A 20,045-nucleotide genomic window follows, 5' to 3' on the forward strand; every position below is an offset into this window, starting at 1 on the left:
TGGCACGTCACACATGCGGCGGGCGAGCGCCGGCGTGAGCGCCAACTGCCGCACTTACCGACGCTTCCATGGAGTCGTGCCGTTGCGCTGATGCGCGACCTGTCGAGCGCCGGCGCTGACGGACAGCAGGCTGCCGCGCAGCAGCAGGGGCGCGGCCGGCCGGGTTGCTCCTACCGGCGGGTGGCGATGATCGCCGACGCGTCGGAGGCGATCATCACCTCGACCGCGGTGAAGCGATCGTCGGTGAGCCACTGCTCGCGCAGGGTGTCGACGCGTCCGCCGGTGATCGGCGGCCACAGCTCGCAGGGCACGAAGTCGTCGAGCACGACGATGCCGCCCGGCTCGACCAGCTCGGCGATCGAGTCGACGCCGACCGCGGACGGCGTACCGGAGTCGAGGAACAGCAGCGAGAACGGTCCCTGGTCGCGCAGGGTCGACCAGTCGGCGGCCAGCACCTCCACGGAGTCGTCGTCGACGAAGATCTCGGCGGCGGCATCGGCCAGCTTGGCATCGAGCTCGGCCGTGACGATGCGGACGTCGCCGCGCACGCCCGAGCGCAGCCATGCGGTGCCCACGCCGCAGCCGGTGCCGAACTCGGCCAAGGTGCCGGTGCGGGTGGCGGCCAGGGTGGCCAGGAGTCGTCCGGTCTCGTTGCGGCAGAACGACACGTAGCCCGACTTGCGGGACACGTCGAACGCACGGGACACGATGGAAGGAAGGTCGGGCGGGGCGCTCATGGCGTCGAGTCTTTCATCCTGGGAAAGTCGTCTCGCATGGTGAGCGGATCCGGGAAGTCGGATGCGCACTCACGCGAGGCGTCGTACGGTTTCTCCATCATGCGGAGCGTTCTCGTACTCATTCACTGCCGCGGCGAGGCCTGACAGAAGGCCACCTCGCCGTGGCGAGTGGTGTTTGTACGACGGGCCTTCTTCCACCTGAAGACGCCCCGCGGCGGATCGCCAGAAGTTTCAGCGTGATCCGCAATCTCTCTGGTCCTGATGGACCGTGTCGGTGCCCGTGCGATCCACGGCTCGGCACCCGTCTCCCCGTCGCGGGGCGTGGCTTCGTTGCACCACCCACGCCCGATCAACCGATGCGACACCGAACGGAGAGACCCATGTACGACATGTACCCCGAGTGGGGACCTGCCAGCCACAACCCCGAGAACCCACGCAGCATGGAGGCCGTCCAGGCCGCTCTTGACCTGCGAGACAACGGCGGCCCGCGCCCCGACGACAACTAGATTCATCGTCATGACCACGACTCCTCCCCAGACCGTCCGCCTCGCCGTCATCCCTGGCGACGGCATCGGCCCCGAAGTCACCGCCGAAGCACTCAAGGTGCTCGAGGTGGCTGCCCCCGTGAAGTTCGAGCAGACCCGCTACGACCTGGGCGCCGAGCGCTACCTCGCCACCGGTGAGGTCCTTCCGGAGAGCACGCTGGAGGAGATCCGCGGCCACGACGCGATCCTGCTCGGCGCCGTCGGCGGCAAGCCGAACGACCCGAACCTGCCCCCCGGCATCCTCGAGCGCGGCCTGCTGCTCAAGCTGCGCTTCGAGCTCGACCACTACGTGAACCTGCGCCCCTCGCGGATCTTCCCCGGTGTCACCTCGCCGCTGGCCGAGCCGGGCGAGGTCGACTTCGTGGTCGTGCGTGAGGGCACCGAGGGTCCCTACACCGGCAACGGCGGCGCGCTGCGGGTCGGCACACCGGCCGAGGTCGCCACCGAGGTCTCGGTCAACACCGCCTTCGGTGTGGAGCGCGTGATCCGCGACGCCTTCGCCCGGGCCGAGCGCCGCCCCCGCAAGAAGCTCACCCTGGTCCACAAGACCAACGTGCTGGTCAACGCCGGCTCCGTGTGGTGGCGCCTCTTCGAGTCCGTGGCCGCCGAGCATCCCGACGTCACGACCGACTACATGCACATCGACGCGGCGATGATCTTCATGACCACCGACCCGTCCCGCTTCGACGTGATCGTCACCGACAACCTCTTCGGCGACATCATCACCGACCTGGCCGCCGCCATCACCGGTGGCATCGGGCTGGCCGCCTCCGGCAACGTGAACCCGGACCGCACCGCCCCCTCCATGTTCGAACCCGTGCACGGCTCTGCTCCCGACATCGCGGGCCAGCAGAAGGCCGACCCGACCGCGGCGATCCTCTCGGTCTCCCTCATGCTCGACCACCTGGGCTTCGACGACGCGGCCCGGTCCATCGAGTCCGCCGTCCTCGCGGACCTGTCCGAGCGCACGGCCGGCGTTGCCCGCCCTACGTCCGAGATCGGCGACGCGATCGCCGCGCGAGTAGCCGGCTGACACGTACTTCGCCAGCCTCTGGCGCCGGGTACGTCGCTTCGACGTGCCCGGCGTCGCTCATTTCACAGAAGGTCAGATAGTTTGATGTCCATGGAGATCAGCACCACCCTGAGCGACAAGATCGTCGACGACGCCCGCCTCGCCGAGATCCTCGCGGCCCCCGGCTTCGGCACGTTCTTCACCGACCACATGTTCACCGCCGAGTGGACCCCCGACGAGGGTTGGCACGCGGCCCGCGTCACGCCGTACGGCCCGTTGACGATGGACCCGGCGACCGCAGTCCTGCACTACGCGCAGGAGACCTTCGAGGGCATGAAGGCCTACCGCCAGCCCGACGGTTCGATCGCCACGTTCCGTCCCGAGGCCAACGCGCAGCGCATGGTGCGCTCGTCCGGACGCCTGGCCTTCCCCGAGCTGCCGGTCGACGACTTCGTGCAGGCCGTCGACGCCCTGGTGAAGGTCGACGAGCGGTGGGTGCCCGAGGCGGCGGGGGAGAAGAGCCTCTACCTGCGCCCGTTCATGATCGCCACCGAGGTGTTCCTCGGCGTGCGTCCCAGCCAGCACGTCACGTTCATGGTGATCGCCTCGCCGGCCGGGTCCTACTTCAAGGGTGGCATCAAGCCGGTCAGCCTGTGGCTCACCGAGGAGTACACCCGCGCCGGACGTGGTGGCATGGGTGCCGCCAAGACCGGTGGCAACTACGCCAGCTCGCTGGTCGCCCAGCAGGAGGCCAGCGGCCACGGCTGCGACCAGGTCGTCTTCCTCGACGCCCAGGAGGGGAAGTACGTCGAGGAGCTCGGCGGCATGAACATGTACTTCGTCTTCGACGACGGACGCATCGTCACCCCCGAGACCGGCACCATCCTCGAGGGCATCACCCGCTCCAGCGTGATCGAGCTGGCCGAGCAGCTCGGCCACAAGGTCGAGGAGCGCAAGTTCTCCATCGACGAGTGGCGCGAGGGCGTCACCAGCGGTGCGATCACCGAGATCTTCGCCTGCGGCACGGCCGCCGTGATCACCCCGGTCGGTGCCCTGAAGTGGGACGGCGGCGAGGTCCCGGCGCCGGCGTCGACCGACCTGACGATGAAGATCCGGCAGTCGCTGGTCGACATCCAGTACGGCCGCGCCGACGACTCCTTCGGCTGGATGCACCAGGTCGTCTGATCCGGCGTGCGTACGCCGTACCGAATCGGGCACTTGGGCGCCCTTGTTGACACTTCTGCACCCGCCGGCAGGGGGCTAGGTCAATCGGTCTAAGCAACGGTCATGCTGCTGCCGGGTGCAAAGCGTCACGGACAGCGCGTTACACGGGGTTCGGGGCGGTGGGCACGGGTAATCTCACGACGTGACGACGACTCCGGGCCGGCAGGCCCCACCTGGAATGCGCGTGGGGGACTACACCCTCCTCTCGCGCATCGGCGAGGGCGGCATGGGCGTCGTGCACCTCGCCCGCAAGCCCGGGGGAGAGCGCGTGGCGCTCAAGGTGCTGCGCCCGCACGTCGTCGGCGACGACGAGGCCCGCGCCCGGCTGGCCCGCGAGGTCAACTCGCTCAGCCGGGTGCGCAGTGTCCGGGTCGCCGAGATCGTCGACTCCGACCCGTGGGGGCCGGTGCCGTTCGTGGCCACCCGCTACGTGCCCGGGCTCTCGCTGCACGACCACGTGCGCGAGGAGGGTCCGCTGACCGGAGACGACCTGGCGTGGTTCGCCCAGGGCCTGGCCGAGGCGCTGCAGGCCGTGCACCGGGTGGGCGTTCTGCACCGCGACATCAAGCCGTCGAACGTGCTGATGGAAGGTCGCAACCCGGTCCTGATCGACTTCGGCCTGGCCCGGGTCGCCGACGACGCGAACATCACCCGCACCGGCTGGCTTCTCGGCACACCGGGCTACCTCGCCCCCGAGATCCTCTACGGCATCGAGCCCACCACCGCGGCCGACGTGCACTCGTGGGCGGCGACCGTGGCCTTCGCCGGAACCGGTCGTGCGCCGTACGGCAAGGGGCCGTCGGTGGCGGTGATGGACCGCGTGCGCCGCGGCGAGCACGACCTGACCGGCCTGGACCCCGTGGTCCTCTCGCTGGTGACCTCCGCGCTCGCTCCCGAACCGGACCAGCGACCGAGCCTGCCGCAGGTGATCGAGACCCTCGGTGGCTCGCCGACCGCCGAACGCCCCGCCGTCCCCGGACCGGCGCCCACGATGACGATGCCGATCACCCCCGGGTTCGCGCAGGCCGCCCAGGAGGCGCTCGACGTCGCCGCCCCGCAGACCCGCAGGTTTGAGGACGACCCGACCCGCAGGCAGCCGCCCCCGGCGCCGCCGTCGCAATCACTGAACCAACCGCTGGCCGGCCCGGCGACCGAGGCGGCCCCGCCGCGGCCGGACCACACCCTGCCGCCGCCGATGCGCGAGCCCTACCAGGTGCCTGCCCCGGCGGGTGCGGCACCGGCGCGGGTGTCGTGGACCGAGCGCCTCCGCCGCTGGATCCTGGGTGCTGCCGTCCTCGGTGCGGTCGCCGGGGGACTCGTGCTGGCGCCGTACGTCGTGAGCGTGTCGATCGCGGTCGTGACCGTGGTGCTGCGCAGCCTGTCGCTCTCCGCGAGCGCGGCCACCGATCGACGTGGTCGCCGCGGCCCGAAGTGGTACGACGGGGTGCTCAACCTGATGGCCGCGCCGTGGCACTTCCTCGTCTCGCTGCCTGCGTCGATCATGCTGCTGGTCTGGACCGCTCTGTTGGTGGGCTGCGTCGGACTGGTGATGGTGGCCCTCGACGTCGACGACCTCACGGCGCTCGGGGTCTCGGGCGTGTTCCTCGGTGTCGTGCACTGGACCGGCCCGGGCAGCTCCCGGCTGAGGTCACCCCTGCGTCGGATCGGGTTGCCCCTGGCCCGCACCCCGGTGCCCTGGCTGGTCGGCGTGCTGCTGCTTGTCGCCGCCTCCGCCCTCATGGTGTGGTGGGCGGTGGGCCACGACCCGGTGTGGGCGCCGTTCGACGAGTCGCCGTGGGCCCCCGGCACCTGGTTGGGCCGCCACCTCTGACGGGTCCGTGCGCTGGATCAGCGACCGGGTTCAGGCGCTGGCGGCGGGCTGACGCGGTCCGGGCAGGTGGCGGGCCCCGCGCGGAACACCCCGGGAGTCGACCGGGTCGTTCTCCATGGCCAGCCGGTGGAGCGCGATCAGCACCTGGTCGAGCAGGACGGTGGTGGCCGCCACCGTCGTGGGCAGGTTCTCGGCGGACGTCTCGCTGATCGCGGTGCGGTCGCTGTGCGCGGCGAGTGCCGCCGCCTCGGCGTACGCCGAGAAGTGGTCGGGGTCGATCTCCAGGCCGACGGACTCGGCGGCCCACAAGGCACGGGCCAGGGCCGGGAGGTGAGGAGACGTGGCGGCCACGTGCCACCCGAGGTCGGCCAGGAGATCCTGCGCGGCGGTCACGTCGATGCTGTCGGAGACGCCGGACGAGGCCGCGATCGCCGCGCGGACCCGGGTGACCCGGGACTCCGTATCGACGTCGGGAAGGTCCATCGCATCAAGGATCTCGTGGATGTCGGACAGCGAGAGCCGGCCGACCTCGAGCAGTGCGCGAATCAGGCGCAGGCGCTTCAGGTGCGTCTCGTCGTACAACGCCTGCGTGGCACTGGTCGCCCGGCCGGCGTGGAGGAGCCCCGAGCGAAGGTAGAACTTGACCGTGCCGACCGGCAGGCCGGCGCGCTCGCTGAGCTTGCTGATGCGCATGGGTGGGGAGTTCCTCAAAGCTGTCCGGATGTTGGATCGCCCAAGAGTAGGTCGGCTCCCGGGTGCCGCGCAGAAGAATGGGGAAGGTCGGATTCCGAGACGGCAGGCTTCGGGCACGTGGTTCCGTGGCAAACTGGGCACGTGCAGCAGATCGCGATCATTATCGACTAGCGCGTCAGGGACTCCCCGACGCGCAACCTCTCGTACTCCGGGAGGTTTTTTTGTTGCCACACCCCCGAACCGGACAACCGAAGCGAGATGAGACGAATGGACCTCCACGGGGCCTTCCACGTCTACGACACCACGATGCGCGACGGCGCACAGCAGGAAGGGTTGAACCTGTCGGTCGCCGACAAGCTCAACATCGCCCGGCTGCTGGACGAGCTCGGTGTCGGCTTCATCGAGGGCGGCTGGCCCGGCGCGAACCCGAAGGACACCGAGTTCTTCGCCCGCGCCGCCGACGAGCTCGACCTGCGCCACGCCAGGCTGGCCGCGTTCGGCAGCACCCGCAAGGCTGGCCTGGCCGCCGCTGACGACCCGCAGGTCGCCGCGCTCCGCGACAGCCGCGCGCCGTACGTCACGCTGGTGGCCAAGTCGCACACCCGCCACGTCGAGCTGGCGCTGCGCACCACGCTCGAGGAGAACCTCGCGATGGTGCGCGACACCGTGGCCCACCTGGCCGGCGAGGGACAGCGCGTGTTCCTCGACGCCGAGCACTTCTTCGACGGCTACAGGCTCGACCGTTCCTACGCGCTCGAGGTGCTGCGCACGGCGTACGACGCGGGCGCCGACGTGGTCGCGCTGTGCGACACCAACGGCGGCATGCTGCCGCACTGGGTGGGTGAGATCGTCGCCGACGTGATCGCCGAGACCGGCGGACGCGTGGGCATCCACGCCCACAACGACACCGGGTGCGCGGTCGCCAACTCGATCGCGGCCGTGCAGGCCGGCGCCACCCACGTGCAGGGTTGCATGAACGGGTACGGCGAGCGCACCGGCAACGCCGACCTCGTCTCGGTGATCGCCAACCTCGAGCTGAAGCTGGAGCGCCGGGTGCTGCCCGAGGGCGCCCTGGCCGAGGCGACCAGGATCGCCCACGCCGTCGCCGACATCACCAACTTCCCGCCCGCCTCACGCCAGCCGTACGTCGGCACCTCGGCGTTCGCTCACAAGGCCGGGCTGCACGCCTCGGCGATCAAGGTCGACCCCAACCTCTACCAGCACCTCGACCCGATGCAGGTCGGCAACGACATGCGGCTGCTGGTCTCCGACATGGCCGGCCGGGCGACCGTCGAGCTCAAGGGCAAGGAGCTCGGCTACGACCTCTCCAGCGACAAGGACCTTGTCACCCGCCTGACCAACCGGGTCAAGGAGATGGAGTCGCGCGGCTACACGTTCGAGGCGGCCGACGCGTCGTTCGAGCTGCTGCTCGTCGAGGAGGCCGAGGGAGTGCGCCCGGCGTACTTCGAGGTCGAGTCGTGGCGGGTGATCACCGAGACCTCGCCCGGCGGCGAGGCGATCTCCGAGGCGACCGTCAAGCTGCGCGCCGGCGGCGAGCGGTTCGTGGTGACCGGTGAGGGCAACGGCCCGGTCAACGCGCTCGACCACGCCCTGCGCCAGGCCATCGGCCAGGCCTATCCGGAGGTCGCGAAGTTCGAGCTGATCGACTACAAGGTGCGCATCTTCGACCAGGGCCACGGCACCGACGCGACTACGCGGGTGCTGATCGAGACCACCGACGGCGAGTCGTCCTGGGTCACCGTCGGGGTCGGCCACAACGTCATCGAGGCGTCGTGGGGCGCGCTCGTCGACGGGCTGACGTTCGGGCTGCGCCGCCACCACGTGGAGTGACTGCGGGCCGGGTGCGCGGCTGGTTCAGCCCGCGAGGATGCGCCGGACCAGGTCGTCCCACCCGGCGATGATGCGCTCCTCGCCCACGCCCTCGGCCCTGTGCTGGCGCAGGATCTCGGCCTCGAGCGGCGCGAGCACCGCCGTGGTCAACAGGTGCAGGTCTCCGGTGGCGCCGAGCTCGGTGAGCAGGTAGCGGACGTGCATCGCGGCGAACGAGTAGGCGGCGTACGACCGGCCGTAGGAGGAGATCGCTGCCTCGATGAGGTCGGCGTGGCGCAGGTTCAGGTCGAGGCGGGAGCGTCCGAAGGCCCGGAGTCGTTCGAGTGGGGGAGCGCCCGGCCCGAGCGGCGGCGGACCGGAGATGACGGCGTTCTGCCAGGCCGACTCGGAGTGGTCGAGCACCGCGCCCATCAGGCCGGCCCGGCTCTCGAAACGCCGGAACACCGTGCCCTTGCCGACTCCCGCGGCCTCGGCCACCGCTTCCATGGTGACCGCGCAGGCGCCGTTGGCCTCGACGAGTCGCAGGGCCGCGTTCAGCACCGCGTCGCGGTTGCGCGCGGCGTCGCGGCGCTCCGGTGCCGGCTGGCCGAGCAGCGGCAGCTCGGCCCTGACCTGCCGGTCGTCGGCAGCTCGGGGCTTCGTGGGCGGTGTCACAACACTCATCCTAGAGGCCCGGAATAAAGCGGACCGCGGTCCGCTTATGCCCTCTGTTCGTCCAACAAACCTCTGAGGAGACAGCTCCATGTCTGACACCCGCGTGCTCGTCCTCGTCGGCAGCCTCCGCGCCGACTCCCTGAACCGCCGCATCGCCGAGACCCTCCAGGCCCAGGCCCCGGCCGGCGTCACCATCGACATCGCCGACGGCCTCGGTGAGATCCCGTTCTACAACGAGGACATCGACGGCGAGACCGCGCCCGAGGCAGCCACCCGCCTGCGCGCCGACGTCGCCGCCGCCGACCGCGTCCTGGTCGTCACCCCCGAGTACAACGGCACCATGCCCGCCGTGCTCAACAACGCCATCGACTGGCTGTCCCGCCCGTACGGCGCCGGCGCCGTCGTGGGCAAGCCGTTCGCCGTGGTCGGCGCCACCCCCACGCCGTACGGCGGCAAGTGGGCCCACGAGCACGCCCGCCACTCGGCCACCATCGCCGGTGCCCAGGTGCTCCAGGAGATCGTCGTGTCGCAGTCCGCGATGGAGGGGGACATCCTCGCCGACGACGAGGTCGTGGCCCGTCTGGTCAGCGCCGTCGAAGCCCTGGTCGCCGCCGAGACCGAGACCTCCGCAGCCTGACATTTCCGATACTCCCTGACGTTCCGGTCCCCAAGGAGGGGCCGGAACGTCAGGGAGTATCTGCGTCTTCAGCGCCAGAGCAGGGCGCTGGTGTAGTCGGCGTTCGTGTAGTGGAGGTAGTCCTTCACCTGCTTGGCGGTGACGCCCTTGCCGCCGGTGACCACCGTGAACACGGCGTACTTCCCGGCGCTGCGCACGCGCCACTGGCCCTTGTCGAAGCCCGGGACGATGTCGGCCTTCTGGTAGTTGAAGTCTCCGTCGGTCAGCGTCTTGTCGTTGGAGAACGTCTTGGCCTTCTTGTCGCTCTTCATCTCCAGGATCATGTGCGTGATCATCACCCGGCCGCCCAGTGCCTTGAGCGTCACCTTGACGCCGTACACGCATCCGCGCTTGGTGAGCGCGCCCTTGACCTCGAGGCCCGAGCAGTCCGGGTAGTCCTTGCCGCGCACGTGGTCGGCCGCCATGCGTACGCCGTCCAGCTTGAAGTCCCAGTCGTGGGCGTACTCCGCGGCGGTGAGTCGGCCGCCGGGCGGCGGCGTGGTGCTCGGGTCCGTGGTGGAGGGGGCGTCGGTCGGCGTCGTGCTGGGTGACTCGGTGGGGTCCGTCGACGGGTCGTCGGTGGGAGTGCTGCTCGGCGCCACCGCCGGATCTCCGGCCACCACGCTGGACTTCTCGTCGGAGTCGCACCCGACGAGCAGCCCGGCCACCAGGAGCGCCAGGACGATCGGCCCGGCGACCGCGCGCCGGCGACGGTTGCTCTGGATGGTTGAACGCATGACACTCCTCTGTCGGTGACTCCGGAGCACCACCCCTACCCGATGCTCCGCCCACGCAATCATTCCCGACACTCCCGGGACCGCAACCACGGGATCGTCAGGGAGTGTCGGTGAACCAGGTGGGGACGGCGGCGGTGAAGGACGCGCGGTCCAGGCCGCCGGCACCTTCGGGGAGTACGGCGACCACGGGTACGCCGGCCGCGCGGGGCAGGTCGTCGAGGTTGCACGACTCGGCAAGGTCGGGGGAGTGCGGCCAGGCGCCGATGACGAGTCCGGCCGGTTCGAGGCCCCGGGACCGCAGGGCGCCAACGGTGAGCTCGGTGTGGTTCAGGGTGCCCAGCCCGGCCCGCACCACGACGTACACCTCGGCGTCGAGGTCGGCGGCCAGGTCGAGCAGCGTGCCGCCGTCGGTGTCGAGACGCACCAACAGGCCGCCGGCTCCCTCGACGATCACGGTGTCGACCGCCTCGGCGCGCGCACGCACCCGGACGACGTACTCCGCCACTGCAGGGATCGTGACGCCGGCTCGACGCGCGGCGGTGTCGGGGGCCAGTGGGTCGGGCAGGCGGGTGTACTCCTCCACCGCGCAGCCGGTGAGGGCACGGACCACGTCGACGTCGCCGGGCTCGTCGGTGTTGGTCGGTCCGATGCCGGTCTGTGCGGGCTTCACGACGGTGACCGTGCCCCGCGCGGTCGCGCGTACGGCGAGGGCGGCGGTGGCGATCGTCTTGCCCACCCCGGTGTCGGTGCCGGTGACCACAATGATGCGACCGCTCACCGGTGCTCCTTGACGACGCGGCCGATGACGTCGGTGGCGTGCTGCCAGTGCGCCTCCGGCAGTCCGGCGTTGCAGGTGATGCGCAGCCGTGACACCCCGTCGGGCACCGACGGCGGCCGGAAGCAACCGACACGGATACCCTCGGCGAGGCAGGCGGCCTGGGCGGCGACTGCCACCCGGGGAGCCCCGAGCGGCACCGAGAGCACGGCGCCGGCCGGGAGGTCGACCTCGAGCGCCTGACCGAGCGTCGCCACCCGGTCGTGGATGGCGCGCGGCAGTTCGGGGTGCGCCACGAGGTGGCGCAGGGCGGCCAGGGCGCCGGCGGTCGGTGCCGGGGCCAGCGCGGTGTCGAAGATGAACGGGCGGGCACGGTTGACCAGGTGCTCGCGCAGCGGCGCCGGGCCGAGGACCACGCCGCCCTGCGCGCCGAGCGCCTTCGACAGGGTGGCGGTGACGACGACGTGGGGGTGGTCGGCCAGGCCGAGCTCACGGACCAGCCCGTGGCCGCCGGTGCCCTTCACCCCGACGCCGTGCGCCTCGTCGACGACGAGCAGGGCGTCGTGCTCCGCACAGACGGCGGCCAGGTCGACCAGGGGAGCGGCGTCGCCGAGCACGGAGTAGATCGACTCGGCGAGCACGAGCGCACGTCGGCCGTCGGCCGCCGCGAGCGCGCTCCGCACCGCGGCGACGTCGTTGTGCGGGGTCACCACGGTCTGGGCGCGGGAGAGGCGGACGGCGTCGATCAGCGAGGCATGGATGTGCGCATCGGAGACCACCAGGGCGTCGCGGTCGGCCAGCGCAGTGACCACCGAGAGATTCGCGTGGTAGCCGGTCGAGAAGACCAGGGCGGCCGGCCAGCCGAGGAAGTCGGCCAGCTCGCGCTCGAGGTCGGCGTGCAGGTCGAGGGTGCCGGTGACCAGTCGCGAGGCGCCCGCTCCGGCACCCCATTGCGTGACCGCGTCGGCTGCCGCCCGGACCACCTCGGGGTGGCGGGACAGGCCGAGGTAGTCGTTGCCCGCGAGGTCGATGGTGTCGTCGTCCGCCCTGCGTGGGTTGAGGATTCTCGTCAACCCGGCGTCTTCGCGTGCCTCCGCCTGCTCGGCCAGCCAGGCACTCCAGCCGGTCCCGCTGTTTGCACTGCTCATCCCGCGACCGCCGCGGCGTGCAGCGCGGTGCAGATCCGGGCGACGTCGTCGTCGGACGAGATGTACGGAGGCATCGTGTAGATCAGGTCGCGGAACGGGCGGATCCACACACCGTTCGCGAGTGCGGCATCGGTCGCCGCCACCACGTCGACAGGGTGGTCGAGCTGTACGACGCCCACGGCGCCGAGGGTGCGGACGTCGTACACCCCGGGGAGCTGGCGCAGGGGAGCGAGGCCGCGCTCGAGCGCGGCGTTGATGCGGGCGACGTCGGTCTCCCAGCCGCGACTCAGCAGCAGGTCGATCGAGGCGGAGGCGACCGCGCAGGCCAGTGGGTTCCCCATGAACGTGGGGCCGTGCATCAGCACGCCGGACTCGCTGGCCGAGATGCCGCCCGCGATGTCGGAGGAGCAGAGCACGGCGGCCAGGGTGAGGTAGCCGCCGGTCAGCGCCTTGCCCAGGCAGAGGATGTCGGGCGTGACCACCTCGGAGACGAACAGGTGGCCGGTGCGGCCGAAGCCCGTGGCGATCTCGTCGAAGATCAGCACCAGTCCGAGCCGGTCGGCCACCTCGCGCATGACGGTGAGGCAGGCCGGGTCGTAGGGGTGCATGCCGCCGGCGCCCTGGAGCAGCGGCTCGACGATGATGCCGGCGAGCTCGTGGGCGTGTGCCTCGGCGAGTGCCGTGAACGAGGCGCTCCAGCCGGCCAGGTCGCCGCCCGGTGCCGGTGGCTGGTCGGCGAAGACGTGGGAGCGCAGCATGCCGGTGAACATCGTGTGCATGCCGCCCACGGGGTCGCACACGCCCATGCAGCCACAGGTGTCGCCGTGATAGCCGCCGCGGACCGTGAGCAGGCGGGTGCGCTCGGGGCGGCTGCGGCCACGCTGGTGCTGCACGGCCATCTTGATCGCCACCTCGACGCTGACCGATCCGGAGTCGGCCAGGAAGACGTGCTGCAGTGGAGCGGGGGTGATCTCGACCAGCGTGCGAGCCAGGTCGATCGCCGGCCGGTGGGTCAGGCCGCCGAACATGACGTGCGCGAACTCCCTTGCCTGGTTGGCGATTGCCTCATCGAGCGCGGGGTGGCGGTAGCCGTGGATCGCCGACCACCACGAGCTCATCGCATCGATCACCTCGCCGGAGCCCTCGAGCTCGAGACGTACGCCGGACGCCCCCGTCACGAGTCGCGTCGGAGTGGGGTCGGTCATCGACGTGTAGGGATGCCAGACGTGCTCGCGGTCGTAGGCGAGCAGGGAGGCGGTGTCGGTGCTCACGCGGTCACGCGTTCGCGGGAGCCTCGGTGCCCGCGCCACGCTTGCGGATCACGGGGTTGTGGGACGTCTCGCCCACTGCCTCGTCGGCATGCCCCGAGCAGCCGCCGCCACAGGCCGAGCCGCAGCCGGCCCCGTCGGAGGCACTGCCGCACGGGCTCGCGGATGCCGAGCCGCAGTCACCGGCCGCGGGCTCGAGGGAGTCGAGGGCCGGCAGGCTGCCGTTGGCGAACGCGTCCTCGTTGCCGAGGATCACGAAGCCGTTGTCGCGCAGCATCTCGAGGTCGGACCTGGCGTCCTGTCCCTCCGAGGTGAGGTAGTCGCCGAGGAAGATCGAGTTGGCCACCTGGAGGGCAGTGGCCTGCAGGGACCTCAGGTGCATCTCGCGGCCGGCCGCGATGCGGATCTCCTTGTCGGGGCACACGAACCGGGCCATCGTCAGGATCCGCAGGCACCGCATCGGCGAGAGCTCCCACGTGTTCTCGTACGGCGTGCCGTCGAAGGGCATCAGGAAGTTCACCGGGATCGAGTCGGCGTCGAGCGCACGGAGGGCGAAGAGCGCCTCGACCAGCTGCTCGTCGGTCTCGCCGAGTCCGGCGATCAGGCCGGAGCAGGGGGAGAGGCCGGCCGACTTCGCCTTGCCGATGGTGTCGATGCGGTCGTCGTACGTGTGGGTCTGGACGATGTTGTCGTGGTTGCTCTCGGCGGTGTTGATGTTGTGGTTGTAGGCGTCGACGCCGGCGGCCTTGAGCCGGTCGGCCTGGCCGTCCTTGAGCAGCCCGAGGCAGGCGCACACCTCGACCCCGTCGTAGGTCTCCTTGATCGCCTCGGTCATCTCCACGACCCTGTCGACGTCGCGGTCGGAGGGTCCGCGGCCCGACGACACCATGCACACCCGGGTGGCGCCGCCCTTGAGGCCGGCCCCGGCCTGCTGGAGGGCGTCGTCCTTCGTCAGCCAGGAGTACTTCAGGATCGGTGCCTGCGACCCGAGCGCCTGGGAACAGTAGTTGCAGTTCTCGGGACACAGGCCCGACTTCAGGTTCACCAGGTAGTTCACCTTGACCGTGTTGCCGAAGTGCTCACGGCGCAGCCGGGCAGCCGCGGAGACCACGGACAGCAGCTCCGCGTCGGTGGTCTGCAGCACGGCGAGGGCATCGGGCTCGGACGCGGCGCCGCCGTCGAGGATCCGGTCGGCGAGCTGGTCGAAGTGGGTCGTCATGTGGGTACGTCTCCTGGTCGTCGGCGAACCTGAACGGTGTTCAGGCAACCTGAACGGTGTTCAGGTTAAGCGAGTTCGACGGGACGCCGCAACACACGTCGGGATGATGGACATCCTGCACGTGGGTGGTCGAACCGTGGACTCTTGCGTCGCGAACCGTGGATCGTTGCGCGTCGAGCCGTGGATCCTTGACGTATCAGTCGTCGCCGATGCCGCGGGCGTGGAGCGCGTCGCCGGTCTCCATGGCCCGGGCCACCACCCGGATCACGAACGGCGAGAGGTAGGCGCGCGGATGCCGGCCCAGGCCCCGCGCGCGGGCCGCGTCGCGGGTCTCGTGGGCCAGGGTGACGGTGCCGGGAAGGGCGCCGATCGCCAGGGCGAAGGCCAGCGCGACCCGTTCGGGCTTCACCCCGATGCGGCGGAACGGTCCGAGCCAGCGGACGACGGCATCGAGCATGGCGTTGACCGACGTGGTCGCGGTGACCACCACCGCGGCCAGCGCCAGCGTGACCAGGTCGACGAACGACTCGATTGCCTTCGCGCCGCCGTACCACCACCACTGGAAGGCGGCCACGAATGCGGCCAGCAGCAGGATGCTGCGGGCCGCCCGCCACAGGGTGCGCAGGCGCACCCGGGCAACGGAGACCAGCAGCAGGGCCACCGCGAGGAACGCGAACGACGCGGGCATGCTGCGCACCAGCACGATCGAGAGACTGAGCACGCCGAGCGCGACCACCTTCACCCCGACCGGCAGGCGGTGCAGCAGCGTCGTGCCGGGTTGATAGATCCCGACCAGGACGCTGCCGGAACCCTGGCTCATGCCGACACCGACGTGACGTAGTGCTCGACGGCCTCGTCCGCGTCGCCGTCGAAGGTGACCCGGGCGTCGGCGACCACCAGCACCCGGTCGCAGCGCCGCGCCAGGTCGAGGTCGTGGGTGACGAGCATGAGTTGTTGCTCGAGGTCGAAGAGCAGGTCGCCGACCCGTCGGGTGTTGGCCAGGTCGAGCAGCGTGGTGGGCTCGTCGGCGACGACCAGCGAGGGGCGTACGGCGAGCACCCCGGCCAGTGCCAGCATCTGCTTCTGCCCGCCCGAGAGCGAGTGCACCGAGTCGTGCGCGTGCTCGAGCAGTCCGTTCTCGTCGAGCACCGCCAGGGCGAGCTCGCGTCGCCGAGAGGGCGACTTCTCCTGCCGCCGCAGCGACAGCTCGATGTCCTCCACGCAGGTCGGCATCACCAGCTGGGCGGCGGGATCGGTGAAGCAGAACCCGACCGTACGACGCACTGCCGCGGCGTCGCGGCGTACGTCGAGGCCGTCGACGCGCACCGACCCGGTCGTGGCCAGGACCAGCCCGTTGAGCATGCGGGCCAGGGTCGACTTGCCCGATCCGTTGGCGCCGATCACGCCGATCCGGTGCTCGGTGAGCTCGAGCGTGGTGGGTTCGAGCACGACGCGGGATCCGCCGTCACCGGGAAGGGGGACGACGACGCCCGCCCGGTCGAACTCGATCCGCGGCACGGTCAGCCCGCGTCGGGTGCCGCGTCGCGAAGCGCTGCGTCGGGAGCCGCGTGGCGAGGGGCGCGGGCGAGCAGCTGCGGGAAGGCGCGGTGCACCTCTGCGGCGATCAGTGCGACCAGCGTGGTCTTGACGAAGTCGCCGAGCCAGAAGGGCAGGTCGTAGGTCATCGCCTCGTGCCAGCTGACGTCGAAGAAGAGCTTCATGCCGACGATGCCCATCGGGTGGATGACCAGGATGCTGCCCGCGGCGGAGCACAGGAAGATCACCAGCGCGCTGGTGCGGCGCTGGCCGGCGACGTACTTCACCAGTAACCCCGCGACGAGCGCGGCGACCGGGAACGACCACAGGTAGCCGGCGCTGGCGCCGGTGAAGGTGCCCAGGCCCGAGGAGTGCTCGGCGAAGACCGGCAGGCCGATCGCGCCGAGGCCGAGGTAGAGCGCCACCGCGAGGAAGCCGCGCACGGGGCCGAGCAGGCAGCCGGTCAGCATCACCGCGAAGGTCTGCAGGGTGATCGGCACGCCGGCGCCGCCGACCGGGATCGCACCGACGTACGCGCAGGCCGAGATCAGTGCGGCGAACGCCGCGATCAGGGCGATGTCGGTGGTGCTCGAGGTCGTACGCCGGGTGCTGGTCGGGGTCTGCGTGCTCAAGGTCGTCGTCTCTTCTGCAAGGTGTCGCGGGCCGGAGCCGTTGCTGAACACTGTTCAGGTTAAGGTCAGTGCATCGTAGATCCTCAAGGAGGGGTGGGAAGTTGAGCTACCGCAGGGCGGACGTCGTCGAACACGCCATCGTCGTGCTCGACGCCTACGGGCTGGCCGACCTCTCCATGCGCCGCCTGGCCAGCGAGCTCGGCGTGCAACCCAGCGCGCTCTACCACCACTTCGCCAACAAGCAGACCCTCCTGGCCGCCGTGGCCGACGAGATCCTGCACCGTGGCACCCGACCTCGGACGACGACCGCCTGGGACGACCGGGTCGTCGAGGTGTGCGGCCAGCTCCGCGACGCGATGCTGGCCTACCGTGACGGAGCCGAGCTCGTGGCGACGGTCAGCGCGTTCGGCCTCGGCGCGGAGGCCCCGGCACTCGAGCTGGCCGAGGCGCTCGCCGACGCCGACCTCGACGCCGACCTGGCGCCCGTCGCTGCCCGCACGCTGATCCACTTCGTGCTGGGCCACGTCATGGACGAGCAGACCCAGATGCAGGCCAGCAGCGCCGGTGCGATCGAGGACCGGCCGCGCGAGGAGTCCGACTTCGCGCTGGGGCTGGCGCTGGTTCTCGACGGCATCCGGGTGCGTGCCGCGGTCTCGTCCTGACCGCAGTCGCCGCGAGGCGACGTACGACTCACACGGTGAGCCTGCGGGAGACGATGTCGTCGGCCGCGAGGAACGCCTCGCGCTCCCCGGTGAGGGCCGCGAGGAAGTCATCACGGCCGAGGGCGTGGAGCACGGTGTCCTCCAACGCAGTGATGGTGGCCGTCCGCGGCACGTCACGCAGCAGGCCGATCTCACCGAAGAAGTCGCCGGGCCCTTCGCGGCGGAGCACCACGCCGTCCTGGGTGACCTCCACGAGCCCCGACTCGATGACGAAGAACCGGTCGGACTCCTCGCCCTGGCGCAGCACGACCGACCCGGCCGGCACCGCGAGGCGAACCAGTTGACCGGCCAGGCCCTCGACGACGGAACGGGGAAGTGGTGCGAACATCGGAACGGCGGCGAGCAGATCGGCTCCGAACGGCGCGGTGAGCCGTGCGTCGAGACGACGCATGCGGGCGATGAACGGTACGACGGCCAGGGCCACGCCCAGCCCGACGACGGCGAGCGCGGTGCGCAGGCTCCACAGGTCGAGGAGGAACGGCATGGCGAAGGCGCCGAGGGCCATGGTCGCGATCAGGCACGACTCGAGGGCCCCGAACACCCGCCCGAGGACCGCGTCCGGGCTGATGCGCTGGACGATGGTGTCGAGGTTGACGTCGACCAGTGGGTTGGCGAGGCCGAGGAGGGCAACGGCTGCGAACACCGTCACGGGTGAGGGCCACAGCGTGACCAGGACCAGCGGCACGGACCACAGCAGGACGCCCGTCGTGAGGTCCTGGGCGAGGCGCTGCCGGGACGCCCTCGAGATCGCCAGGAATCCACCCAGGACGGCGCCGACGCCGAGCGCCGACTCGAGGTAGCCGACACCGTGGGCTCCGGTGTCGAGGACCTCCACGGCCATCACCACGAGGAAGACGGTGGAGGCGCCGGCCACGATCGTCTGCATCGCGACCAGCCAGGTCACCACGACCAGGTCCTTGTCGGCCCAGATGCAGCGGAAGCCACCGGAGACCTCGGACAGGAAGCTCTCCCGCGGAGCGTCGTCCCCGTCGTCACCGCCTCCCGCGTCGTCACCGCCTCCCGTGTCGACGCCGGCTTCCTCGTCGGGGCCGCTGGTGGGGTGCGGGACCCGGATGCCGAGCACCATCGCCATCGACCACACGAACGTGACGACGTTGAGGCAGAACACCACCGACACGCTGGTCGCGCCGATCAGCAGCGCTCCGAGGGCGGGACCGACGAAGAAGGACAGGCTCTCGATCGTGCTGGACGACCCGTTGGAGGCGGTCAGCTCCTCCGGGCTGTCGGCCAGAGTCGGCATCAGGGCTCGCTGCGCGCAGCGGAAAGGTGTCCCCAACAGTGAGGTGAGCGTGGCCAGCACGAAGACCGGTGCGGCGGGAGTGTCCAGGAAGAGACAGGCCGCGGCGGCGGCCACCAGCGTGGCGCGGCCGATGTCGCACAGGACCATCACCGCCTTGCGCGGGGCCCGGTCCGCCCAGGTGGAGGCGAAGGGTGCCGTCACCGACATCAGGGCGAGCCGGATCGCTGCCCAGATGCCGACGGCGCTGGCCCCGCCGACGCCGTACGCCCAGACCGTCACCGCCGTCGCGTAGGCCCAGTCGCCGATCATCGATCCGGCCAGGGCGAGCTGAACCCGCCTCAGGCCGGGGTTGCCGAAGACCGACCTGAGCGAAGCCTTCGTCTCGTGGAGGGCAGTGCGGGTGCTGGCGACGAGGCCGACCCGAGGCGCGGGAGCGGAGGCCACGGCGGATGTCTCGTCCGATGCCACGCCTGCCTCCTGGTGCACGCTGCCTTTCGACCGTAGTGCGCTCCGCACGGTCCTGGTGGGTTTCCGGTCAATCCGCGATCTGGTCTGGACCAGTCGGTGCCGCCGCCGTCGGCGGGCACGCCTACGGTGGGGGTCGTGACGGATCCGATCGAGAACACCGACCTCCACTACCGCGAGGAGGACTGGTACGCCGAGGACCTGGGCGCGGCCCGTTTCGTGCGCTGCACGTTCACCGACATGGACCTCAGTGAGGTGGTCACCTCCGGTGCGACGTTCGACCAGTGCACATTCGCCAACAGCCGGCTCAACGCCAGCACCCACCGTCACACCGCGTTCGTGGCCTGCGACTTCCAGCGGACCAGCCTGTTCGACGCGACCTTCGAGGGCTGCAAGATGATCGGCTCGGTCTTCGCCGACTGCACCGTCCGCCCGATCAAGGTCGTCGGCGGCCAGTGGCGGGGCGTGACGATGCGCGGGCTCAACCTCAGCAAGCTCGACCTCGCCGGCCTCGACCTGCGCGAGGCCGACCTCTCGATGAGCGATCTCACCTCGACGTCGCTAGTCGGCGCGAACCTCGACGGCGCCAACCTGCGCGAGACGAAGCTGGCGGGCGCCGACCTGAGGGGTGCCTCTCTCGACCGGGTCGACCTCGCGGCAGCCCATCTGCGGCGTACGCACCTCGACCTCGCGGGCGCCGTACTCCTCGCCGAGCTGCAGGGCGCGCTCGTCGACGCGGAGCCGGTCAGGCAGTGACTGTCGGCCGTCGCCCGCGCGTCGACCGGAACGGTCAGACGTCGACGGTGCCGCCGCTGCGCCAGTAGACGCTGTCCTCGCGGGTGAGGAACTGGTCGTCGACCAGGTAGCGCCGCAGCGCCGCGACATCGGGGTGGAACGCCCGGAGGATCTCGTTAACCTCGATCTCGGGGTAGGTCCGGCCGAGCTCGAACGACTGCGCCAGGTGGTCGAGCACGACGAGCCGCTTGGCCCGCTTCGTCGGGATCGTGTGCAGTCGTCCCTCGGCGTCGAGGAAGTTCCCGAGAACCTTTGAGTCCATGC

General features: G+C 70.7%; 21 protein-coding genes. 8 read left to right on the forward strand and 13 right to left on the reverse strand.

The window, feature by feature from the left end; all coding sequences use genetic code 11:
* Positions 1-170: 170 nt before the first annotated feature.
* Positions 171-737 carry an O-methyltransferase gene (locus tag ASD30_RS01720; RefSeq protein ID WP_056676078.1) on the reverse strand — a complete coding sequence of 189 codons (567 nt, stop codon included), beginning with the start codon at positions 735-737 and terminating at the stop codon, positions 171-173.
* A gap of 380 nt (positions 738-1,117) precedes the next feature.
* On the opposite strand from ASD30_RS01720, the gene ASD30_RS27735 reads away from it, so the two are divergent.
* The 4 genes from ASD30_RS27735 to ASD30_RS01735 all read left to right on the forward strand — a co-directional run bounded on the left by ASD30_RS27735 (position 1,118) and on the right by ASD30_RS01735 (position 5,349).
* Positions 1,118-1,243: a hypothetical protein gene (locus tag ASD30_RS27735; RefSeq protein WP_268788269.1), complete on the forward strand. Its 126-nt coding sequence runs from the start codon at positions 1,118-1,120 to the stop codon at positions 1,241-1,243.
* Positions 1,244-1,253: 10 nt separating this feature from the next.
* Entirely contained in the window at positions 1,254-2,315 is a 1,062-nt protein-coding gene (locus ASD30_RS01725) for a 3-isopropylmalate dehydrogenase (RefSeq protein WP_056676080.1), read from the forward strand.
* A gap of 90 nt (positions 2,316-2,405) precedes the next feature.
* Positions 2,406-3,479 carry a branched-chain amino acid aminotransferase gene (locus tag ASD30_RS01730; RefSeq protein WP_156393483.1) on the forward strand — a complete coding sequence of 358 codons (1,074 nt, stop codon included), beginning with the start codon at positions 2,406-2,408 and terminating at the stop codon, positions 3,477-3,479.
* Positions 3,480-3,660: 181 nt separating this feature from the next.
* Positions 3,661-5,349 (forward strand): serine/threonine-protein kinase, encoded by a 1,689-nt coding sequence (locus ASD30_RS01735; protein WP_156393484.1) that lies wholly within the window; start codon positions 3,661-3,663, stop codon positions 5,347-5,349.
* Positions 5,350-5,379: 30 nt separating this feature from the next.
* Here ASD30_RS01735 and ASD30_RS01740 read toward each other — a convergent pair whose 3' ends face one another.
* On the reverse strand, positions 5,380-6,042 hold the full coding sequence (locus tag ASD30_RS01740) for a MerR family transcriptional regulator (protein WP_056676089.1): 663 nt from the start codon (positions 6,040-6,042) through the stop codon (positions 5,380-5,382).
* 267 nt (positions 6,043-6,309) lie between these two features.
* Between ASD30_RS01740 and cimA the strand changes: the two genes are divergently transcribed.
* Positions 6,310-7,893 carry a citramalate synthase gene (gene cimA / locus ASD30_RS01745; RefSeq protein ID WP_056676093.1) on the forward strand — a complete coding sequence of 528 codons (1,584 nt, stop codon included), beginning with the start codon at positions 6,310-6,312 and terminating at the stop codon, positions 7,891-7,893.
* 24 nt (positions 7,894-7,917) lie between these two features.
* Here the strand turns inward: cimA and ASD30_RS01750 are convergent, their stop codons facing one another.
* On the reverse strand, positions 7,918-8,547 hold the full coding sequence (locus ASD30_RS01750; RefSeq protein ID WP_414858568.1) for a TetR/AcrR family transcriptional regulator: 630 nt from the start codon (positions 8,545-8,547) through the stop codon (positions 7,918-7,920).
* An 88-nt stretch (positions 8,548-8,635) separates the two neighbouring features.
* Here ASD30_RS01750 and ASD30_RS01755 point away from each other — a divergent pair, with 88 nt between their 5' ends.
* Positions 8,636-9,184, forward strand: coding sequence for an NADPH-dependent FMN reductase (locus ASD30_RS01755; protein WP_056676096.1), 549 nt, complete (start codon positions 8,636-8,638; stop codon positions 9,182-9,184).
* Positions 9,185-9,252: 68 nt separating this feature from the next.
* Here the strand turns inward: ASD30_RS01755 and ASD30_RS01760 are convergent, their stop codons facing one another.
* The 8 genes from ASD30_RS01760 to ASD30_RS01795 all read right to left on the reverse strand — a co-directional run bounded on the left by ASD30_RS01760 (position 9,253) and on the right by ASD30_RS01795 (position 16,538).
* Entirely contained in the window at positions 9,253-9,960 is a 708-nt protein-coding gene (locus ASD30_RS01760; RefSeq protein WP_056676099.1) for a PT domain-containing protein, read from the reverse strand.
* A 97-nt stretch (positions 9,961-10,057) separates the two neighbouring features.
* Complete coding sequence (gene bioD / locus ASD30_RS01765) at positions 10,058-10,738, reverse strand: dethiobiotin synthase (protein ID WP_082563490.1); 681 nt, start codon at positions 10,736-10,738, stop codon at positions 10,058-10,060.
* Entirely contained in the window at positions 10,735-11,883 is a 1,149-nt protein-coding gene (locus tag ASD30_RS01770; RefSeq protein WP_056676102.1) for an 8-amino-7-oxononanoate synthase, read from the reverse strand. Before ASD30_RS01770 ends, bioD begins: the two co-directional genes overlap by 4 nt.
* A complete protein-coding gene (locus ASD30_RS01775; RefSeq protein ID WP_082563632.1) occupies positions 11,880-13,154 on the reverse strand; it encodes an adenosylmethionine--8-amino-7-oxononanoate transaminase in 1,275 nt (424 codons plus the stop codon). The genes ASD30_RS01770 and ASD30_RS01775 overlap by 4 nt, the downstream gene beginning before the upstream one ends.
* Before the next feature lie 4 nt (positions 13,155-13,158).
* Positions 13,159-14,370, reverse strand: coding sequence for a biotin synthase BioB (gene bioB, locus ASD30_RS01780; RefSeq protein ID WP_056676105.1), 1,212 nt, complete (start codon positions 14,368-14,370; stop codon positions 13,159-13,161).
* A gap of 196 nt (positions 14,371-14,566) precedes the next feature.
* On the reverse strand, positions 14,567-15,190 hold the full coding sequence (locus tag ASD30_RS01785; protein ID WP_056676107.1) for an energy-coupling factor transporter transmembrane component T family protein: 624 nt from the start codon (positions 15,188-15,190) through the stop codon (positions 14,567-14,569).
* Positions 15,187-15,888 (reverse strand): energy-coupling factor ABC transporter ATP-binding protein, encoded by a 702-nt coding sequence (locus ASD30_RS01790; RefSeq protein ID WP_056676112.1) that lies wholly within the window; start codon positions 15,886-15,888, stop codon positions 15,187-15,189. Before ASD30_RS01790 ends, ASD30_RS01785 begins: the two co-directional genes overlap by 4 nt.
* 2 nt (positions 15,889-15,890) lie before the next feature.
* Complete coding sequence (locus ASD30_RS01795) at positions 15,891-16,538, reverse strand: biotin transporter BioY (RefSeq protein WP_056679093.1); 648 nt, start codon at positions 16,536-16,538, stop codon at positions 15,891-15,893.
* A 101-nt stretch (positions 16,539-16,639) separates the two neighbouring features.
* On the opposite strand from ASD30_RS01795, the gene ASD30_RS01800 reads away from it, so the two are divergent.
* Positions 16,640-17,200 carry a TetR/AcrR family transcriptional regulator C-terminal domain-containing protein gene (locus ASD30_RS01800; protein ID WP_056676115.1) on the forward strand — a complete coding sequence of 187 codons (561 nt, stop codon included), beginning with the start codon at positions 16,640-16,642 and terminating at the stop codon, positions 17,198-17,200.
* 28 nt (positions 17,201-17,228) lie between these two features.
* Here ASD30_RS01800 and ASD30_RS01805 read toward each other — a convergent pair whose 3' ends face one another.
* Positions 17,229-18,989, reverse strand: coding sequence for an MFS transporter (locus ASD30_RS01805; protein WP_156388606.1), 1,761 nt, complete (start codon positions 18,987-18,989; stop codon positions 17,229-17,231).
* A gap of 135 nt (positions 18,990-19,124) precedes the next feature.
* On the opposite strand from ASD30_RS01805, the gene ASD30_RS01810 reads away from it, so the two are divergent.
* Positions 19,125-19,742 (forward strand): pentapeptide repeat-containing protein, encoded by a 618-nt coding sequence (locus ASD30_RS01810; protein WP_056676121.1) that lies wholly within the window; start codon positions 19,125-19,127, stop codon positions 19,740-19,742.
* Positions 19,743-19,776: 34 nt separating this feature from the next.
* Here the strand turns inward: ASD30_RS01810 and ASD30_RS01815 are convergent, their stop codons facing one another.
* Entirely contained in the window at positions 19,777-20,043 is a 267-nt protein-coding gene (locus tag ASD30_RS01815) for a DUF2087 domain-containing protein (RefSeq protein ID WP_056676124.1), read from the reverse strand.
* Between the last annotated feature and the right edge of the window lie 2 nt (positions 20,044-20,045).

The sequence above is a fragment of the Nocardioides sp. Root140 genome (assembly GCF_001426745.1).
Classification (GTDB): domain Bacteria; phylum Actinomycetota; class Actinomycetes; order Propionibacteriales; family Nocardioidaceae; genus Nocardioides.

Excerpts from the sequence above, each read along its gene's own strand:
- ASD30_RS01785 (WP_056676107.1), bottom strand. The coding sequence starts at position 15,190 with ATGAGCCAGGGTTCCGGCAGCGTCCTGGTCGGGATCTATCAACCCGGC.
- ASD30_RS01730 (WP_156393483.1), top strand. The coding sequence starts at position 2,406 with ATGGAGATCAGCACCACCCTGAGCGACAAGATCGTCGACGACGCCCGC.
- ASD30_RS01815 (WP_056676124.1), bottom strand. The coding sequence starts at position 20,043 with ATGGACTCAAAGGTTCTCGGGAACTTCCTCGACGCCGAGGGACGACTG.
- ASD30_RS01725 (WP_056676080.1), top strand. The coding sequence starts at position 1,254 with ATGACCACGACTCCTCCCCAGACCGTCCGCCTCGCCGTCATCCCTGGC.
- ASD30_RS01770 (WP_056676102.1), bottom strand. The coding sequence starts at position 11,883 with ATGAGCAGTGCAAACAGCGGGACCGGCTGGAGTGCCTGGCTGGCCGAG.
- bioB (WP_056676105.1), bottom strand. The coding sequence starts at position 14,370 with ATGACGACCCACTTCGACCAGCTCGCCGACCGGATCCTCGACGGCGGC.
- ASD30_RS01720 (WP_056676078.1), bottom strand. The coding sequence starts at position 737 with ATGAGCGCCCCGCCCGACCTTCCTTCCATCGTGTCCCGTGCGTTCGAC.
- ASD30_RS01760 (WP_056676099.1), bottom strand. The coding sequence starts at position 9,960 with ATGCGTTCAACCATCCAGAGCAACCGTCGCCGGCGCGCGGTCGCCGGG.
- cimA (WP_056676093.1), top strand. The coding sequence starts at position 6,310 with ATGGACCTCCACGGGGCCTTCCACGTCTACGACACCACGATGCGCGAC.
- ASD30_RS01755 (WP_056676096.1), top strand. The coding sequence starts at position 8,636 with ATGTCTGACACCCGCGTGCTCGTCCTCGTCGGCAGCCTCCGCGCCGAC.
- ASD30_RS01740 (WP_056676089.1), bottom strand. The coding sequence starts at position 6,042 with ATGCGCATCAGCAAGCTCAGCGAGCGCGCCGGCCTGCCGGTCGGCACG.
- ASD30_RS27735 (WP_268788269.1), top strand. The coding sequence starts at position 1,118 with ATGTACGACATGTACCCCGAGTGGGGACCTGCCAGCCACAACCCCGAG.